Raw genomic sequence first — 17,198 nt, forward strand, 5'->3', positions numbered from 1 at the left:
AATGGGGTGACGAAGTTATCCACAGGGCTGTGGTTATCCACAGAATCCCAGCGAGATCCCCGTCATCCCGTGACATCGGTCACCGTGATTCCCGTCGCTGCCGCACCGCCGAAGGGGACGGGACTCATGACCACCACGCGCCCGATTCTGATCGTCACCGAAAACGAGAACACGCTGGATGACCTGTTGCGCCTGTGCGCCGCCGCGGGCGCCCCCGCCGAGGTCGCCCCCGGGGTGCCCACCGCCGAACAGTGGGCGGACGCGCCGCTCGTCCTGGTCGGCGACGACCGGGCGCTCGCCCGGCAGGGGCGCGGCTGGCCGGGGCGGCGTCCCGGGGTGCTGCTCATCGCCCGGGACCTGGATGACCACACGGTGTGGGCGCGGGGCATGGCCCTGGGAGCCGAGGAGGTCGCCCATCTGCCGGACGCCGAACCGTGGTTGGCGGACCGCATCGCCGACGCCTTCGAGGCCACCGGCCGCCCCGCGCTGACCATCGGCGTGCTCGGCGGGCGCGGCGGAGTCGGAGCCTCCGCCCTGGCCGGCGCCCTCGCTGTCACCGCCGCCCGCCAGGGCCATCGCACCGTGCTGGTCGACGGCGACCCCTTGGGCGGCGGCCTGGACGTCCTGCTCGGCGGCGAACGCGCCACCGGTTCACGCTGGCCGGCCTTCGTCACCGCACAGGGCCGGCTCTCCCGGGCCGCCCTGGAGGAATCACTGCCCAGGGTGCACGGAGTGAGCCTGCTCAGCTGGGACCGGGGTTCCGTCCTGCGGCTGACCGGGCAGGCCATGCGGTCCGTGCTCACCGCCGCGCAGCGCGGCGGCGGCCTGGTCGTCCTGGACCTGCCGCGCACCGTGGACGAGGCCGGCGCCGAGGCACTGGCCCAACTGGACCTGGGCCTGCTGGTGGTCCCCGGCGAACTGCGCGCCGTCGCCGCCGCCCGCCGGGTCGCGGGCACCGCCGGGGCACTCGTGCGGGATCTGCGGGTGGTCGCGCGGGGACCACGGCTGCCCGGCGGGCTGGCCGGAGCCGAACTCGGGCAGGTGCTCGGCCTGCCGCTCGCGGGCGAACTGCCGGAGGAACCCGGCCTCTCCCAGAAGATCGAGGAGGGCCGTCCACCCGGCGACAACCCCTCGGGGCCACTCGCCCACTTCTGCGCCGAACTGCTCACCCACGCCCTGCCCGCCGCGCGAGCCGCCGCGTGAACGCCATGGCGGAACTGCTCGAAACGGTCCGCGTACGACTGGCCGAGCGGGGCGCCGAACCGACACCGGGGAACGTGACCGCCGCACTCGGCGACCGGGGCCGGTTGCTGGGCGACACGACCGTGCGCGAGGTGGTCCGCACCCTGCGATCCGAACTGGACGGTGCCGGGCCGCTGCAGCCCCTGCTCGCCGCACCGGACGTCACTGATGTGCTCGTCAACGCCCCCGACGAGGTCTGGATCGAACGCGGCAGCGGACTGGAACGGGCCCCGGTGCGCTTCCCCGACGCCGCCGCCGTGCGCCGCCTCGCCCAGCGGCTCGCGGCAACCGCCGGGCGCCGCCTGGACGACGCCAGCCCCTGGACGGACGCCCGGCTGCCGGACGGCACCCGCATGCACGCCGTGCTGCCGCCCGTCGCGGCCGGCGGCTGCACCGTGCTGTCGCTGCGGGTCATCAGGACCCGCGCTTTTCACCTGGCCGACCTGGTCGCCGCCGGAACGGTGCCGCCCGGCGGCGAACCACTGCTGCGGGCCGTCCTCGCGGCCCGGCTCTCCTTCCTGGTCACCGGCGGCACCGGCTCCGGCAAGAGCACCCTGCTGGCCACCCTGCTCGGTCTCGCCGATCCGGCGGAGCGGATCGTCCTGGTCGAGGACTCCGCCGAACTGCGGCCCAGCCACCCCCATGTGGTGCGGCTGGAATCCCGCCCGGCCAACCAGGAGGGAGCCGGCCGCGTCACCCTGCGCGACCTGGTGCCGCAGGCCCTGCGGATGCGCCCCGACAGGCTGGTCATCGGCGAGGTCAGAGGACCTGAAGTCCTCGAACTGCTCTACGCCCTGAACACCGGCCACGAGGGCGGCTGCGGAACGCTCCACGCGAACGCCGCCGCCGATGTCCCGGCCCGTCTGGAAGCCCTCGCCGGCGGCGCGGGCCTGTCCAGACCCGCCCTGCACAGCCAGGCGGCCGCCGGCCTCTCCCTGATCGTGCACGTCATGCGCGACCGCGCCACCGGGCGCCGCCGGATCGACGAGATCCACACCCTGGGCCGCGACCCCGCCACCGGCCTGGTCACCACCACACCGGCGGCCCACTGGAGCGCGGACGGCTTCGTCCCCGACCGGGGCCACGCGGAACTGCTGGCCCTGTGCGCGAGGGGCGGTGCGCAGCTGTGAACAGGACCGGGAGGACGGCCGGAGCACACCCGAGGAGGAGGCGCGGAGATGGATGAGTACCTGATGCCGCTCGCGCCGTTCGTGGTCGCGCTGTGCGCGGGAGCGGCGGCGTGGCTGCTGGTCACGGCCGCACCGTCACGCGGTCGCCGGGTCCGGGCGGTGCTGGAGAGCGGTCGCCCGGACCGGGCGAAACGGCGCCGCCGCCGATGGCGCGTACGGCCGGGGCCACCGGCGGAGGGCACGGCACGGGTGCTCCTGTGGTGCCTGACGGCGGGCGGACTGCTCTCCCTGTGGGGCCGTTCCGTGCTGCCGCTGATCGCGGCCGGTCTGGCGGCCCCCGTGGTACTGCGCTGGTGGCGCCGTCGTCAGGAGCGGCGGGAGGCCGACCGGCGCCGCGAGGCGGTGATCGACTTCTGCCGTTCGGTGGCGGCCGAGGTACGGGCCGGACGGCAGCCCTCCCAGGCGCTGGCGGCCACTGGCGTGAGCGGGTTCGGCGGGGCGGGCGCGGCGATCCTGGCCGCCGCCCGGTACGGCGGCGATGTCCCCCGGGCACTGGGCGCCGCCGCCGACCGACCCGGAGCGGAGGGGCTGCGCGGCGTGGCCGCCTGCTGGCGGGTCGCGGTGGACAGCGGCGCGTCCCTGGCCCTGGGCCTGGAGAAGGTCGCGCGGGCGCTGCGCGCCGAACACGATCAACAGGAGGAACTGCGCGCCCACCTCGCGGGCCCGCGCGCCACCTCCGTGCTGCTGGCCGCCCTGCCCCTGTTCGGGCTGCTGCTGGGCGCGGTGATGGGCGTGGAACCCCTGCGTGTGCTGCTGCACTCCACCGCCGGCCTCGGCTGCCTGCTGATCGGCGTCCTGCTGGAACTCGCGGGCCTGGCCTGGGTCACGGCCATCACCCGCTCGGCGGAGAAGGCGGCGACCCGATGACCGGAACCCTGCGCACCGCGCTGCCCCTGCTGGCCGCGGTGGCCGCCCCACTGATGCTGCTGCGTGTGCTGGCCGCACGCCGGACGAGGGCCGCCCGGCTGGCAGCCCTGTGGAAGGAGCCCGGCACCACGAAGGCCGCCCGGTCACGCCGCCGCACCGCACGGCACCGGGCCCGGCCGGGCCGGGGTCCGGCGCACGATCTGTGGCCCCGGGCCTCAGCCGAGACCGGTCGGGGCACCGCCGTGCACCGTACGGGGGAGCGGCCCTCGGACGTTGCCGGGGCGACGCGCCCCGAACGGCGGCTCATCAGCGGCGGCGGGGGCGAACGGGAACCGCACGAACTCTTCCTGGACGGCATCGCACGGCCGGGGGAGGGAGCCGGACGGCTCCGACCGGCCGAACGGCCGCCCGGGCCGCGAACCGCCGCCCCGGAGCGCGCCGACGACACCGGAACGCCGTGGGCGCCCGGCGGGCGCCACGGTTCCGGCGGGGCGGAGGCCCCGGGGCCGGCCACCCGGGGTGGGCACAAGGAGGTTCCACCGCTGTGGTCGGTGGCCGAGGCCGGCGAAGGTCCGCGTGCCGACACCCTCCCTGCCCGCTTGCCCGATCCCCCCGGGAGTCCATGTGGTGCGGCCGTCGAGGGCACCGGGCGGCCGCCGGGAGGAACCGACGGACGGCCGCGGGGAGCCGGCGTACCCGATACGCCGTTCACGGCCTGCGTGGCGCAGGTGGACGGGGATGTCGCCCGGCTGAGCGTGGAGCCCGGGGCGACCGCTGCTGACCCCCCGGGGCCAGCCCTGGCCGGTCATGACCGAGGGCGCCGTTCCGATGCCGGACGAAGGCCGTCCTCCAGGACCGCGCGGACCGGATCGACCGGGACCGGCGCCGGTGCGCGGTGGGCGTCGAGCAGGCCGGGGCTCCGGTTGCCGGTCCGGGAACCGGAGCCCGGCACCGAGCCGTGGCGGGACAGGCTCCGGTGGCCCGGGGTGGGCACGCGGCGGCCTCGTCGTGAGGATCCGCAGTTGCCCTTGCTGGCCGAGCTGCTGGCCGCCTGCCTGGCAGCGGGCGCCGCCCCGGGAGCGGCGGCGGGCGCGGTGGGGGGCTCGCTGAGCGGACCGCTCGCGGCGGGGCTGCGGCGGGCGGCCACCGAGCTGCGGCTCGGTGGGGAGCCGACCGCCGTATGGAAGAGATTCGGCCAGTTGCCCGGGGCTTCCGGGCTGGCCAGGCGGCTGGAGCTGGCCGATGTCAGCGGTGCCCCCGCCGTGGCCATGGTGGCGGCGGAAGCCGCCGAGTGCCGGGCGCGGCGTGGCCGCGCCGCCCAGACGACCGCCCGGCGGGCGGCGGTCCTGGTGACGGGGCCCCTGGGCCTCTGCTTTCTGCCCGCGTTCTTGCTGATCGGGGTCGCCCCTGTGGTGATCGGACTCGCGAAGGAGCTGATGTGAGATGACCAGGTGGATGAAGCGGAGTGCGCTGCGGGGTGCGCGAGGTGACGCCGGGATGAGCACGGCTGAGTACGCGGTGGGCACCATCGCGGCGGCGGCGCTGGCCGCCGTGCTGTACCAGGTGCTCACCTCGGACACCGTCGTCGGCCTGCTGCGTGGCACGATCGAGCAGGCGTTCAGTGGGCCGCTGTGAGCGTCGCCGTGGGCGCGATCGGGGCTATGTCACCGCCGAGACGGCCATCGTCGCGCCCGCGCTGGTGGCTCTGCTCGCCATGCTGCTGTGGGCACTGGGCGCGGTGGCGACCCAGTTGCGCTGCGGTGACGCCGCGCGGGCCGCGGCCCGCGCGGCCGCCCGGGGCGAACCGGCCGCCGTCGTGCTGGCGGTGGCGCGGGCCGCGGCGCCCCGGGGCGCGGATGTCCGGTTGCGCACCGAGGAACAGCTGCACCGGGTGGAGGTCCGGGCCCGAACCCCCGGCCCGGCCGCCCTGGGACTCGACGTCTCCGCCGCCGCCACCGCCCACGCCGAGGCTCGGGAGAGCCCTGCTCTTGCCATCGCTCAGGCCGCCGCCCGGGAGGAGTCTGCCCCCGCCGTCGCCCCCGCCGAGGCCCGGGAGGGTCCCGTCCCCGTCGACGCTCAGGGCGGAGTCCGGGAGGACCCTGGACGTTCCACCGGTCCGAGCGGGGCACCGAGGGGCCGGGCGCCGGTCACCGGCGGGTCGGCAGCCCGCTTGGCGAGGGGACGGCGGGGCCGGCAGGCCGGCGGCCGTCCGTCGTCACGGTCCGACTCCGGGCCATGCACCGGGCACGGTCAGGGCGCGGGCCGGCGGGCTGTCGACCCGCCGCCGCCCATCTCCCCGGTGGAGCACCCCTCGGCTTCTCCGGTCCTGCCCCGCCGCCCTGCGGAGGGTGTCCGTCCCGCCGCCTTCGCTGCGGGCCTGGTCCGCCACCCCGCTCGGCCGGGACGACCGGGGCATCGCCTCCGTGTGGGGGGCGACGGTCGGGGCGCTGCTGTGCGGGGCGTTCGGCGCCGTCCTCGTCCTGGGACAAGTGGTCGAGGTACGGCAAAGGGTCGCCACCGGTGCCGACCTGGCGGCGCTCGCCGCCGCCGACCACGCACTCGGCGGGGCCGGTACGGCCTGTGCGGCGGCCGAACGGGTGGCGCTCGCGCATCGGGTGCGACTGGTCCGCTGCGACATGGCCGGGGAGATCTCCGACCTCTCGGTCGAAGGCGGCGTGGGCCCCTACACCGTCACGGCGCGGGCTCGGGCGGGGCCTCATGACGCAGCAGTTCCGTGAGCAGCCGGATGGCGCCGCGCTTGTGCAGGGGCTCGTTGCCGTTGCCGCACTTGGGCGACTGGACGCACGACGGGCAGCCGGCCTCGCAGCCGCAGGCGGCGATCGCGTCCCGGGTGGCGGTCAGCCAGGCGCGGGCGGTGTGGAACCCGCGCTCGGCGAAGCCCGCCCCGCCCGGGTGGCCGTCGTGGACGAAGACCGTGGGCAGGAGTGTGTCGGGGTGCAGGGCGGTGGAGACGCCGCCGATGTCCCAGCGGTCGCAGGTGGCGAACAGCGGCAGCATGCCGATGGAGGCGTGTTCGGCGGCGTGCAGGGCGCCCGGGAGGATCTCCGGGGTGATCCGGGCCGCGTCCAGCTGGTCCTCGGTGACCGTCCACCACACCGCCCGGGTGCGCAGCGAGCGCGGCGGCAGGTCCAGGCTGGTCTCGCCCAGGATCTCGCCCGTCAGCAGTTTGCGGCGCAGATAGGAGACGACCTGGTTGGTCACCTCCACCGAGCCGAAGCACAGCTTCGCCGGGCCCCACGGGATCTCGGTCTCCGTCTCCAGGATCGAGATGTCGGCGACATCACGTGCCGAGGTGGACCAGGGCGGGCTCGACTCCTCGACCAGGGCGACGGAGTCCGTCAGGTCCAGATCCCGCACGACGTAGCTGGAGCCCCGGTGGAGGTGGACGGCGCCCTCATGAACGGTGGAGTGGGCGGCGGACGCGTCCACCGTGCCCAGCAGCCGCCCGGTGGCCTGCTCCACCACCTGCACCGGCCGCCCGCCCTGTCCGCGGATGTCGACGAGGTCGGCGGGCCGTTCGCGGCGCGTCCAGTACCAGCCGGTGCCGCGGCGGCGCAGCAGGCCGCGGTCGGCCAGTTTGGGCAGCAGCGCGCCCCCTGCCGCGCCGAACAGGTCCTCGCCGCCGTCCGCCTCGGTCAGCGGGACCTCGGCCGCCGCCGCGCACAGGTGCGGGGCGAGCACGTACGGGTTGGCCGGGTCCAGCACCGTCGATTCGACCGGCTGCCGGAAGAGCGCTTCGGGGTGGTGCACCAGGTAGGTGTCCAGCGGGTCGTCGCGGGCCACCATCACGGCCAGCGCGCCCTGCCGTCTGCGTCCCGCCCGCCCGGCTTGCTGCCACAGCGAGGCCCGGGTCCCCGGGTAGCCGGCCAGGATCACCGCGTCCAGGCCCGCGATGTCCACGCCCAGCTCCAGGGCGTTGGTGGCGGCGAGGCCCAGCAGCTCACCGCTGTGCAGGGCGCGTTCCAGGGCGCGGCGTTCCTCGGGGAGGTAGCCGCCCCGGTATGCCTGGACCCGGCCCGCCAGGGAGCGGTCCACCTCGGCGAGGCGTTCCTGGGCGATGAGTGAGATCAGTTCGGCGCCGCGCCGCGAGCGCACGAAGGCGACGGTGCGGGCGCCGGCGACCGTGAGGTCGGTGAGCAGGTCGGCGCTCTCGGCGGTGGCGGTGCGGCGCAGCGGTGCGCCGCGTTCCCCGTGGGCCTCGGTGAGGGGCGGCTCCCACAGGGCGAAGACGACCTCGCCGCGCGGGGCGGAGTCCTCGGTGACCTCGGTCACGGGCAGCCCGGTGAGGCGGGTGGCGGCGGCGCCCGGTTCCGCGGTGGTGGCGGAGGCGAGCACGAAGACGGGTTCGGCGCCGTGGTGGGCGGCGACCCGCCGCAGCCGGCGCAGCACCTGGGCGACGTGCGAGCCGAAGACGCCCCGGTAGACGTGGCACTCGTCGACGACGACATAGCGCAGCCGGCGCAGGAAGCCGGACCAGCGGCGGTGTCCCGGTAGCAGGGACCGGTGCAGCATGTCGGGGTTGGTGAGCAGCGCGTTGGCGTGCTCGCGCGCCCAGGTGCGTTCCTCGGGCGGGGTGTCGCCGTCGTACACGGCGGGTCGTACGGCGCTCCCCAGGGGGGCGGCCAGGGCGCGCAGGGCGCGGCGCTGGTCGGCGGCCAGGGCCTTGGTGGGGGCGAGGTAGAGCGCGGTGCCGCCGTCGAGCAGCCCGGTCAGCAGGGGCACCTGATAGGCGAGGGACTTGCCGGAGGCGGTGCCGGTGGACAGCACGACGGAGGTGCCCGCCAGCGCGAGCTCGGCGGTACGTGCCTGGTGGGCCCAGGGCAGGTCGATGCCGGCGGCCCGTACGGCGTCGGTGATCGCGCCCGGTATCCCTTGCGGCCAGGGGGCATGACGGCCCGTTCTGGCGGGCAGGTGCTCCGTATGGGTGATCCGCTCGGAGCGGTCACTTGGCCTGCCCAGGCGCGCCAGCACCTCCCCCGGGGAGGGCCGGCGGGCAGCGGGGACGCCTGCGATTGGCGGTGGCTGGTCGTGGGACATCAGCACCGAGTCTGTCACTGGTTGGACGGACAATGGCTGTAAGACGTCGTCGTGGGCAGGCGGTAGGTGATTGAATGCCATGGCGGCTGCCGATCCATGGGGGGCGACCGCTCGTTAGCAAGGTGCTGGAGGAGTCCGTGGACCTGTCCCTTTCGACCAGGACCGTAGGTGACCGTACGGTCGTCGAGGTCGGTGGCGAGATTGACGTATACACCGCGCCCAAGCTGCGCGAACAGCTGGTAGAGCTGGTGAATGAGGGCAATCACCACCTGGTGGTGGACATGGAGCGCGTGGACTTCCTGGACTCCACCGGTCTGGGTGTGCTGGTTGGTGGTCTGAAGCGGGTCAGGGCCCAGGAGGGTTCGCTGCGGCTGGTGTGCAACCAGGAGCGGATCCTGAAGATCTTCCGGATCACCGGTCTGACGAAGGTGTTCCCGAACCACGAGTCGGTCGAAGAGGCGATCGCGGCGACCGACTGAGTCGGCGCGGGATCCGTACGACATCATCACTGTGAGCCGCCCCGGACCGGCATCGGTCCCCGGGGCGGTGTCCGTGTACGACCGAGGGGGATGGCATGGCCACCGTCGAACTTCGCTTCAGCGCGTCGCCCGAGCATGTGCGGACCGCCCGGCTGGTGGCCGCCGCGGTGGCGCGGCGGGCCGGCGTCGACGAGTCGGCGTTGGACGAGCTGCGGCTCGCGGTGGGTGAGGCGTGCAGCCGTGCCGTGGGGTTGCACACGGCGCACGGGCTGACGTCCCCGGTGCGCGTGAACCTCACCGAGGCGGAGAAGTCGTTCACGATCGAGGTCGGGGACGACGCGCCGAGCGTGGTGCAGGTGCCGCACGGCAAGCCGGCGGCGGAGGCCGCCGAGGAGACGGATGAGCTGGGGCTCGCGGTGATCAGCGGTCTGGTGGACGACGTGGAGGTCATCGCCGATGAGCACGGCGGTGCGATCCGGATGAGCTGGCCCACCATGGACGCCGCTTTCTCCTGATCCGGTCTTCGCTCCGTGATCCTTTTCCCGGGCGGATTTCTTGATCCACCCATTTCTTGATCCCTTTCCCTCTTCGATCTTTCCCCGTTATTGATCGCACGTTTTCCCTTCGCATCCCCTTTTTGGATCGCGTAGTTCTCCCTACACTCCGGCCACGTCCGTTTCGGATCAACGCCTGAGCGTCAAGGAGGACGAATGGCGGGAATTCCGTACATCCATGCCGCCGAGTTGACCGGTGGTGATCGTGGCCTGGTGGTGATCATCGCGGTGGTCGCCGCCGCCGCGCTGGGCCTGGCCGTGGTGCTGGCCCGGCAGGTGCTCGCCGCCGGTGAGGGCACGGCCGGCATGCAGAAGATCGCCGCCGCCGTGCAGGAGGGGGCGAACGCCTATCTCGCCCGCCAGTTGCGCACGGTCTCGGTTTTCGCGGTCGTCGTGTTCTTTCTGCTCTTTCTGCTTCCGGCCGACGACTGGAATCAGCGCATCGGCCGTTCGCTGTTCTTCCTGATCGGCGCGCTATTCTCCGCCGCCACCGGTTACATCGGAATGTGGCTGGCGGTGCGCAGTAATGTGCGGGTGGCGGCAGCGGCGCGTGCGGCCGATGAGCGCGACGCGGTACCGGCACGGCATCGGGCGATGCGGATCGCGTTCCGTACCGGCGGCGTGGTCGGCATGTGCACGGTCGGCCTCGGGCTGCTCGGCGCCGCCTGCGTGGTGCTCGTGTACGCGGCCGACGCGCCCAAGGTGCTGGAGGGCTTCGGCCTGGGCGCCGCGCTGATCGCGATGTTCATGCGGGTGGGCGGCGGCATCTTCACCAAGGCCGCCGATGTCGGCGCCGACCTGGTCGGCAAGGTCGAGCAGGGCATCCCCGAGGACGACCCGCGCAACGCCGCCACCATCGCCGACAACGTGGGTGACAACGTCGGCGACTGCGCGGGCATGGCGGCCGACCTGTTCGAGTCGTACGCGGTGACGCTGGTCGCCGCCCTGATCCTGGGCACGGTGGCCTTCGGCGACGCCGGGCTGGCCTTCCCGCTGCTGGTCCCGGCGATCGGTGTCGTCACCGCCATGGCGGGGATTTTCCTCGTCGCACCGCGGCGCGGGGACCGCAGCAGCATGACCGCCATCAACCGTGGCTTCTTCCTCTCGGCGGGCATCTCGCTGGTGCTGGTAGCGGTCGCCGCCTACGCGTACCTCCCGGCCTCCTTCGCCGAGCTGTCCGGGATCGGCGATCCGGAGATCGCCGGGCACGACGCCGACCCCCGGCTGTTCGCGCTCGCCGCCGTGGCCATCGGCATCGTGCTGGCCGCCCTCATCCAGCAGCTCACCGGCTACTTCACCGAGCCGTCCCGGCGTCCCGTGCGGGACATCGGCAAGACCTCGCGGACCGGGCCCGCCACCGTGGTGCTCGCCGGGTTCTCACTCGGCCTGGAGTCGGCCGTCTACACGGCGCTGCTGGTGGGTCTGAGCGTGTACGCGGCGTTCCTGCTGGCCGGCTCGACGATCATGCTGGCGCTGTTCGCGGTGGCCCTGGCGGGTACCGGGCTGCTGACGACGGTCGGCGTCATCGTCGCCATGGACACCTTCGGCCCGGTCGCCGACAACGCGCAGGGCATCGCCGAGATGTCCGGCGACGTGGAGGGCGAGGGCGCCCGGGTGCTCACCGATCTCGACGCGGTCGGCAACACCACCAAGGCCGTCACCAAGGGCATCGCCATCGCCACCGCGGTGCTGGCCGCGGCGGCGCTGTTCGGCTCGTACCGGGACGCCATCGCCACCGCCGTCGGCGACGTGGGGGTGGAGAAGATCACCGATGTGACGCTGCTGTCCCTGGACATATCGCAGCCCAACAACCTGGTCGGTCTGATCATCGGGGCCGCGGTGGTCTTCCTGTTCTCCGGGCTCGCCGTCAACGCCGTCTCGCGCTCGGCGGGCTCCGTGGTGTACGAGGTGCGCCGGCAGTTCCGCGAGCGCCCCGGGATCATGGACCACAGCGAGCAGCCCGAGTACGGCAAGGTCGTGGACATCTGCACCCGCGACTCACTGCGCGAGCTGGCCACCCCCGGCCTGCTGGCGGTGCTGGCCCCGATCGCGGTCGGCTTCAGCCTCGGGGTCGGCGCGCTGGGCTCCTACCTCGCCGGGTCGATCGCGGCCGGCATCCTGATGGCCGTGTTCCTGGCGAACTCCGGCGGCGCCTGGGACAACGCCAAGAAGCTCGTCGAGGACGGCCACCACGGCGGCAAGGGCAGTGAGGCGCACGCGGCCACCGTCATCGGGGACACGGTCGGTGACCCGTTCAAGGACACCGCGGGCCCCGCCATCAACCCGCTGCTGAAGGTCATGAACCTGGTGGCCCTGCTGATCGCCCCCGCAGTCGTCACGCTCAGCTACGGGGACGACGCGAGCGGGCCGCTGCGGGCCCTGATCACCGCCGTCGCCCTCGCCATCATCGTCGGCGCCGTGTACGTCTCCAAACGGCGCGGCATCGCGGTCGAGGACGACGAGGAGCACGAGGAGGTGAGCGCCGCGCCCGTTCCCGGACGCTGACCCGGTCGCTGCCCCTCGGCCCCGGTCCTGGCCGCCACGCCTCGGCCCCCCGGCTCTGAGCCGTCGGCCCCGTGCGGCCGGTCCCGGGGCACGACGCGCCCCGCCACCGCGTGCGCCCCGGCCGGGACGGCGGCCGCCGACAGCCCCGGGGCGGCCCCCGCGCCCGCACCCGCCCCCGTACCGGCCGCTTCGCTCACAGCGCCCCTTCCCGCTCCAGCAGCAGCCGCTTGCGCTCGATGCCGCCCGCGTAGCCGGTCAGCGAGCCGTCCGCGCCGATCACCCGGTGACAGGGGCGCACCAGCATGAGCGGATTCGCCCCGATCGCGCCGCCCACGGCACGTACCGCCGCCCGCGACGCCCCGATCGCCTCGGCGACAGCACCGTACGTCGTCGTCGTGCCGTACGGAATGTCCTCCAGCGCCGCCCACACCCGGCGCCGGAACTCCGAACCGAGGGGGCGGTACGTCAGCTCGAAGCGGGTACGGCGCCCCGCGAAGTACTCGGCCAGCTGCCGCACGGCGTCCGCGAACACCGCGTCGTCGCGCCGCCAGCCCGGGTCGACGGCGAAGCCCTTCGGCGACTCCGGGAGCCCGATGGCCGACAGGGCACCGCCGGGGTCGCCCACCAGCACCAGCTCACCCACCGGGCTGTCCGTACGTGTCCATACCGTGGTCGTCGTCATCGGTTTCTCTCTCCCTCTCCTCTTTCACCTGCCAGCCTGCGCCCTCACCGGCCCCGGGTCCGGCGGATTTCGGACATGACAGTGGGCCCGGCCCGCCCGCACACCGGGTGGGGCCACCCATTCGGGAATCGAGCGCCGTCAGCGGGGAAGGCGTGCCCCATCCGGTGCCTCGGGCGCAGCTCCTCCACACGGTGGACGCTCCCCGGGTGAAGGATGAGATCGACTTCGCTGCGACGCGATCTCGCTCGTGTACGGGTCCCATTCCTGGGCCGACTTGTTGAGGTGACGAAACGTGCTGGGTGCGGTGCTGTGCGACATCGACGGGGTGCTGCGGCTGTGGGACGACACGGACCGGGAGCGGATGCGCCCGGTGTACGAGCTGGCGTTCCAGCCCGACCGGCTGCTGGCCGCCGTCACCGGAGCGGTCACGGACGAGCAGTGGCGGGCCGCCGTGCGTGAGCTGCTGCCCGCCGGTCAGCGGGCGCTGGCCGACGAATGGTCGGCGGGGGCCGGGCGGCTGGATCCGGAGGTGGTGGGGATGCTGCGGGAGGTGCGCCGCAAGGTGCCGGTGGTGCTGGTGTCCAACGGCACCACCCGGCTGGAGGCGGACCTCGCGCGTCTGGGCGCGGCCGATGTGGCCGACGAGGTGGTCAACTCGGCGCGGATCGGCATCGCCAAGCCGCAGCCCGGAATCTACGAGATCGCGGCCCGGCGGGCGGGGGTGGCGCCGGGCCGGTGTCTGTTCGTCGACGATGCCCTGGAGAATGTGCAGGCGGCACGGAGAACCGGAATGACCGGGGTGCACTATCAAGACGCCGGTCAGTTGCGGGAGATGCTGGTGCCGCTGATGCAAATGGCTGCAATCCGGGGCGACCGCACCGCCCGTCACTCGGAAGAGGGATCGACGGCGTAGTAGGTTCCGCCCCAGCGGCTCGAAGGGATGAGGGAACGGTGTACTACGGACGCGCGGTCACATGGTCAAGCGGCGCGGTGCTGGCGCTCACGCTCACGCTGACGGGGTGCGGGAGCGACGACAGCGGCAAGGCCGACGAATGGGCCAAGTCCGTCTGCGACAAGATGCAGCCGGAGGTCGAGAAGATCCGTTCCGCCAGCGCCTCCATCACCGAGGCCAGCCAGGGCGGCAAGCCCGCCGCCGAGGTGCAGCAGGCGGACTCCGCGGCGTTCCAGGAGATCTCCGACGCCTACTCCTCGCTCGCCACCATCGTCAACGACGCCGGCGACCCGCCCGTCGACAACGGCGCGCAGCTGCGGCAGGACGCGGTCGGTGAGCTGAACAGCATCTCCGAGTCGTACGCCGGTCTCAAGACCTCGGTCGACGAGCTGAACCCGGATGACGTGTCCGCGTTCTCCGACGGTCTGAAGGACATCGCGGGCCAGCTGAGCACGCTGGGGCAGAGCGGTGACCAGGCGCTGAGCGAGTTGCAGTCGGGGGATCTGCGCACGGCGATGCTGAAGCAGGAGGGCTGCCAGAGCTCGCCCGCCCCGTCCGGTTCCGGCAGCGAGAACCAGGACGACGCCGATGCCGGGGAGGACGCGGACGCCGACGCCGAGGGCGATGAGTCGGACGGTGCCGACGACGCGGCGGACGCGGACGCCGACGACGCCTGAGCGCGCCCCACAATGGCAGGGTGAGCACTGCTGATCTCCCCCTCCCCTCCGCCGCCGGTACCGCCCGCCTCCGGGCGGCGCTGGCGGCGGACGCCTTTACCGCCGACGGCCTGCTGGACTTGCTGGGCGCCCCCGCGTACGCCGCCCTGGCCCGTGGCGAGACCGTCCCGGCGGCCCGCGCGATCCACGGCGACGACGGCGCCGCGGCCGTACTCGTCCGGCTGTTCCTGCTGCAGCGTCCCGTGCCCTACGAGTCGGCGCGCGCCGTGCTCCCGGCCGATGAACTCCTGGGCGACGGCTGGCTGGTGCGCGAGGGCCCGTCCGTACGGGCCACCGTCGACGTCCGCCCGTACCCCGGCCCGGACGGCGAGGACTGGTGGGTCGTCTCCGACCCGGGGTTCGGCGTCGGCGGTGCCGGCGGTGCGGGCGGCAAGGAACGCGATGTGGTGCTGGGGGTCGGCGGGGCCTCCATGACGCTGGCCCAGCTGACCGTCCGGCAGCCGGTGGGGCGGGTGCTCGACCTGGGGACCGGTTCCGGAATCCAGGCGCTGCACGCCGCCCGGCACGCCGAGCGCGTGGTGGCCACCGATGTGAACCCGCGCGCGCTGCGGATGGCGGCGCTCACCCTCGCGCTGTCGGGCGCCGCGGAGCCGGAGCTGCGGCAGGGCTCCCTGTTCGAGCCGGTGGCGCGCGAGGCGGGCTTCGATCTGATCGTCGCCAACCCGCCGTTCGTCATCTCGCCGCGCCGGGACGACACGGACGCGCTCACCTACCGGGACGGCGGGATGGGCGGCGACGAGCTGTGCCGCACCCTGGTGGAGCAGTCGGCCGCGCGGTTGAACGACGGCGGCTGGTGCCAGCTGCTCGCCAACTGGCAGCACGTGGAGGGCGAGGACTGGCGGGAGCGGCTGGCCTCCTGGGTGCCGGCCGGCTGCGACGCGTGGATCGTGCAGCGCGAGCGGCAGGACGTGACGGAGTACACCGAGCTGTGGCTGCGGGACGCGGGGGCGCACCGGGGCGACCCGGACGCGTACGAGCGGCTGTACGGGGAGTGGCTGGCCGAATTCGAGCGCCGGCGCACCCGGGGCGTGGGCTTCGGCTGGATCACGCTGCGCAAGACCGGAACCGACCGGCCCGCCATCACGGTGGAGGAGTGGCCGCACGCGGTGGAGCAGCCGCTGGGGGAGACCGTACGGCGGCACTTCGCGCTCGCCGACTTCCTGCGGGAGCACGACGACCGGGCGCTGCTGGCGGCGCGGTACACGCTGGCTGACGGGGTGGTGCAGGAGCAGGTGGGCGCGCCGGGCGCGGAGGACCCGGAGCACGTGGTGCTGCGGCAGCGGCACGGGATGATGCGGGCGCACTCGGTGGACACGGTGGGTGCGGCGCTGGCGGGCAGTTGCGACGGGACGCTGCCGGCCGGGGTGATCGTCGACGCCATCGCGCAGTTGCTGGAGGCGGATCCGGGGCGGGTACGGGCCGGGGTGCCCGGGGTGCTGCGGACCCTGGTGGGCGACGGGTTCCTGCTGCCGGCGTGACCGGTGTGACCGGAGGGGAGAGCGACGGCACGGCAAAAGGGCCGGCCCCGGGCGTCCCGGGGCGGCCCTCCGCCTGGTGCCGTCGGATTACTTCTTCAGGACCAGGCCGTCGGAGTCCGTGCGGTCTTCCTTGACCAGGAAGAGGATGCCGTCGATCAGGGCCCAGATGCCCAGGCCACCGCAGGTCAGCAGCTGGGCCACGGCCATGCCGTAGTGGCCGGTGTACCAGCGGCCGGCGCCGACGGAACCCAGCAGGATCTGCAGGATGCCGGCGACGACCTTGGACTTGGGGGACTCGGGAGCACCGGCGGGGACACCGGGAGCAGGGGCCGGGGGATAGGTCATGAGCGGGATTCCGTTCCGAATGGTGCGATCAACTGACAAGCCGGTTGGCTTGTTGGTGCTCAGACACCCCGGAACCCCACCTGGTTGCACTGGATCTTCCACCGATACACAAGTGAGATCCGTTACCCCATCACATTGCGCACAACGGCCCACACCACCGCGATCCCGACGATCGCCGCCATCCCGGCACGGCCACCGAGCCGGGGCACGTACCGGCGCCCGCGCAGCCCCTCGTACAGCCAGCGGCCCCCCACCCACGCCGCGAGCGGCACCCCGAGGAGCAGCAGCACGGCGTTGTCGTGCAGCGCCGCGGCCACGTCCCCGTGCAGCAGGTCGTACGCCATCCGGGTACCGCCGCACGCCGGGCACTGCAGCCGGGTCGCCCAGTTGACGGGGCAGCGCGGCAGCAGCCCGCCGCCCTCGTGCGGATTGGTGTGCCACAGATAGACGGAGCCGGCCAGGCCGGCGGCGAGGGTGGCCAGCGGCACCACCGCGGGGTGGAACCGCCGCTGTCCCCGCGTGATGCTGCTCACCCGTCTCCCCTCGCCACCCGGTCCGGCCCCGGTCCCCGTCAGCTCTTGAGGACGCGGCCGTCGGAGTCGGTGCGGTCGTCCTTCACCAGGAAGAGGATGCCGTCGATCAGCGACCAGATGCCCATGCCGCCACAGGTGAGCAGCTGGGCCACCGCCAGGCCGTAGTGGCCGGTGTACCAGCGGCCCGCGCCGACGCCGCCGAGCACCAGCTGGAGCACGCCCGCGATGATCTTCGACTTGGAGGAGTACGGCCGGCCGTACTGGTCGTAGCCGAACGGCGCGTTGGGGTCGACCGCGCCGTAGGCCGCGCCGGGCGGCTGGCCGTACCCGGGCGGCGGGTACTGGCCGTAACCGCCACCGGGCGCGCCCGGCATCGGGCCGGTCGGCTGCTGCGGGTAGCCGTAACCCGGCTGGCCGGGCTGACCCCCGGGCGGCGGAGTCCCCGGCTGGCCCGGCTGCTGACCCGGCTGCTGATACGGGTTCTGGTTCGGGTCCGGCGGCGGCTGCTGATACGGATTCTGGTCGGTCATGAGTCCCCCTTGCGGATGGATGAGCGGATGGGAGGCCGGTCAGGGA

17 protein-coding genes and 1 pseudogene are annotated in these 17,198 nt (G+C 73.8%); 13 read left to right on the plus strand and 5 right to left on the minus strand.

Annotated elements, in window-relative coordinates; genetic code table 11:
• The first annotated feature begins 126 nt into the window (after positions 1-126).
• The 7 genes and pseudogenes from ssd to H7827_RS16100 all read left to right on the plus strand — a co-directional run bounded on the left by ssd (position 127) and on the right by H7827_RS16100 (position 6,037).
• On the plus strand, positions 127-1,203 hold the full coding sequence (gene ssd, locus H7827_RS16070; protein WP_386540803.1) for a septum site-determining protein Ssd: 1,077 nt from the start codon (positions 127-129) through the stop codon (positions 1,201-1,203).
• 5 nt (positions 1,204-1,208) lie between these two features.
• The gene (locus H7827_RS16075; RefSeq protein ID WP_386540812.1) at positions 1,209-2,372 is read left to right on the plus strand and encodes a TadA family conjugal transfer-associated ATPase; all 1,164 of its coding nucleotides are present in this window, start codon (positions 1,209-1,211) and stop codon (positions 2,370-2,372) included.
• Positions 2,373-2,420: 48 nt separating this feature from the next.
• Complete coding sequence (locus H7827_RS16080) at positions 2,421-3,299, plus strand: type II secretion system F family protein (protein ID WP_432746010.1); 879 nt, start codon at positions 2,421-2,423, stop codon at positions 3,297-3,299.
• Between the two features lie 1,022 nt (positions 3,300-4,321).
• Complete coding sequence (locus H7827_RS16085; protein WP_432746012.1) at positions 4,322-4,741, plus strand: type II secretion system F family protein; 420 nt, start codon at positions 4,322-4,324, stop codon at positions 4,739-4,741.
• Positions 4,742-4,796: 55 nt separating this feature from the next.
• On the plus strand, positions 4,797-4,934 hold the full coding sequence (locus H7827_RS16090) for a DUF4244 domain-containing protein (RefSeq protein WP_386540798.1): 138 nt from the start codon (positions 4,797-4,799) through the stop codon (positions 4,932-4,934).
• A gap of 79 nt (positions 4,935-5,013) precedes the next feature.
• Positions 5,014-5,208, plus strand: a pseudogene (locus H7827_RS16095) (TadE family type IV pilus minor pilin); the annotation flags it as partial.
• Between the two features lie 439 nt (positions 5,209-5,647).
• Positions 5,648-6,037 (plus strand): Rv3654c family TadE-like protein, encoded by a 390-nt coding sequence (locus H7827_RS16100; RefSeq protein WP_432746014.1) that lies wholly within the window; start codon positions 5,648-5,650, stop codon positions 6,035-6,037.
• Here the strand turns inward: H7827_RS16100 and H7827_RS16105 are convergent.
• A complete protein-coding gene (locus H7827_RS16105) occupies positions 5,991-8,438 on the minus strand; it encodes a DEAD/DEAH box helicase (RefSeq protein WP_432746016.1) in 2,448 nt (815 codons plus the stop codon). The genes H7827_RS16100 and H7827_RS16105 overlap by 47 nt on opposite strands.
• Positions 8,439-8,494: 56 nt before the next feature.
• On the opposite strand from H7827_RS16105, the gene H7827_RS16110 reads away from it, so the two are divergent.
• The 3 genes from H7827_RS16110 (at position 8,495) to H7827_RS16120 (ending at position 11,895) form a co-directional block, all read left to right on the plus strand.
• On the plus strand, positions 8,495-8,836 hold the full coding sequence (locus tag H7827_RS16110) for an STAS domain-containing protein (RefSeq protein WP_432746018.1): 342 nt from the start codon (positions 8,495-8,497) through the stop codon (positions 8,834-8,836).
• Positions 8,837-8,931: 95 nt separating this feature from the next.
• Complete coding sequence (locus H7827_RS16115; RefSeq protein WP_386540794.1) at positions 8,932-9,351, plus strand: ATP-binding protein; 420 nt, start codon at positions 8,932-8,934, stop codon at positions 9,349-9,351.
• Positions 9,352-9,546: 195 nt separating this feature from the next.
• Positions 9,547-11,895, plus strand: a complete 2,349-nt coding sequence (locus tag H7827_RS16120) for a sodium-translocating pyrophosphatase (protein ID WP_432746021.1) — start codon at positions 9,547-9,549, stop codon at positions 11,893-11,895.
• A gap of 193 nt (positions 11,896-12,088) precedes the next feature.
• On the opposite strand, the gene H7827_RS16125 is transcribed toward H7827_RS16120, so the two are convergent.
• Positions 12,089-12,577 carry a methylated-DNA--[protein]-cysteine S-methyltransferase gene (locus H7827_RS16125; RefSeq protein ID WP_432746023.1) on the minus strand — a complete coding sequence of 163 codons (489 nt, stop codon included), beginning with the start codon at positions 12,575-12,577 and terminating at the stop codon, positions 12,089-12,091.
• Between the two features lie 292 nt (positions 12,578-12,869).
• On the opposite strand from H7827_RS16125, the gene H7827_RS16130 reads away from it, so the two are divergent.
• From H7827_RS16130 to H7827_RS16140, 3 genes are read left to right on the plus strand one after another with little or no spacing between them, the layout of a single operon-like run.
• Entirely contained in the window at positions 12,870-13,490 is a 621-nt protein-coding gene (locus tag H7827_RS16130) for an HAD family hydrolase (protein ID WP_386539719.1), read from the plus strand.
• 38 nt (positions 13,491-13,528) lie between these two features.
• Positions 13,529-14,206, plus strand: coding sequence for a small secreted protein (locus tag H7827_RS16135; RefSeq protein ID WP_386539720.1), 678 nt, complete (start codon positions 13,529-13,531; stop codon positions 14,204-14,206).
• Positions 14,207-14,226: 20 nt separating this feature from the next.
• Positions 14,227-15,744 (plus strand): DUF7059 domain-containing protein, encoded by a 1,518-nt coding sequence (locus tag H7827_RS16140; RefSeq protein ID WP_432746026.1) that lies wholly within the window; start codon positions 14,227-14,229, stop codon positions 15,742-15,744.
• Positions 15,745-15,831: 87 nt separating this feature from the next.
• On the opposite strand, the gene H7827_RS16145 is transcribed toward H7827_RS16140, so the two are convergent.
• The 3 genes from H7827_RS16145 to H7827_RS16155 form a co-directional block, all read right to left on the minus strand.
• Positions 15,832-16,089, minus strand: a complete 258-nt coding sequence (locus H7827_RS16145) for a TM2 domain-containing protein (protein ID WP_386539722.1) — start codon at positions 16,087-16,089, stop codon at positions 15,832-15,834.
• Between the two features lie 122 nt (positions 16,090-16,211).
• Positions 16,212-16,622 (minus strand): DUF2752 domain-containing protein, encoded by a 411-nt coding sequence (locus H7827_RS16150; protein ID WP_432746028.1) that lies wholly within the window; start codon positions 16,620-16,622, stop codon positions 16,212-16,214.
• Positions 16,623-16,660: 38 nt separating this feature from the next.
• Complete coding sequence (locus tag H7827_RS16155; RefSeq protein WP_432746030.1) at positions 16,661-17,152, minus strand: TM2 domain-containing protein; 492 nt, start codon at positions 17,150-17,152, stop codon at positions 16,661-16,663.
• Positions 17,153-17,198 lie beyond the last annotated feature (46 nt).

This window comes from Streptomyces sp. JH002, assembly GCF_050916115.1.
GTDB lineage: Bacteria > Actinomycetota > Actinomycetes > Streptomycetales > Streptomycetaceae > Streptomyces > Streptomyces xiamenensis.

What these genes read in the sequence shown, in the direction of transcription:
- ssd (WP_386540803.1), top strand. Translation starts at nt 127, where the DNA reads ATGACCACCACGCGCCCGATTCTGATCGTCACCGAAAACGAGAACACG.
- H7827_RS16075 (WP_386540812.1), top strand. Translation starts at nt 1,209, where the DNA reads ATGGCGGAACTGCTCGAAACGGTCCGCGTACGACTGGCCGAGCGGGGC.
- H7827_RS16080 (WP_432746010.1), top strand. Translation starts at nt 2,421, where the DNA reads ATGGATGAGTACCTGATGCCGCTCGCGCCGTTCGTGGTCGCGCTGTGC.
- H7827_RS16090 (WP_386540798.1), top strand. Translation starts at nt 4,797, where the DNA reads ATGAGCACGGCTGAGTACGCGGTGGGCACCATCGCGGCGGCGGCGCTG.
- H7827_RS16105 (WP_432746016.1), bottom strand. Translation starts at nt 8,438, where the DNA reads ATGGCATTCAATCACCTACCGCCTGCCCACGACGACGTCTTACAGCCA.
- H7827_RS16115 (WP_386540794.1), top strand. Translation starts at nt 8,932, where the DNA reads ATGGCCACCGTCGAACTTCGCTTCAGCGCGTCGCCCGAGCATGTGCGG.
- H7827_RS16120 (WP_432746021.1), top strand. Translation starts at nt 9,547, where the DNA reads ATGGCGGGAATTCCGTACATCCATGCCGCCGAGTTGACCGGTGGTGAT.
- H7827_RS16125 (WP_432746023.1), bottom strand. Translation starts at nt 12,577, where the DNA reads ATGACGACGACCACGGTATGGACACGTACGGACAGCCCGGTGGGTGAG.
- H7827_RS16145 (WP_386539722.1), bottom strand. Translation starts at nt 16,089, where the DNA reads ATGACCTATCCCCCGGCCCCTGCTCCCGGTGTCCCCGCCGGTGCTCCC.
- H7827_RS16155 (WP_432746030.1), bottom strand. Translation starts at nt 17,152, where the DNA reads ATGACCGACCAGAATCCGTATCAGCAGCCGCCGCCGGACCCGAACCAG.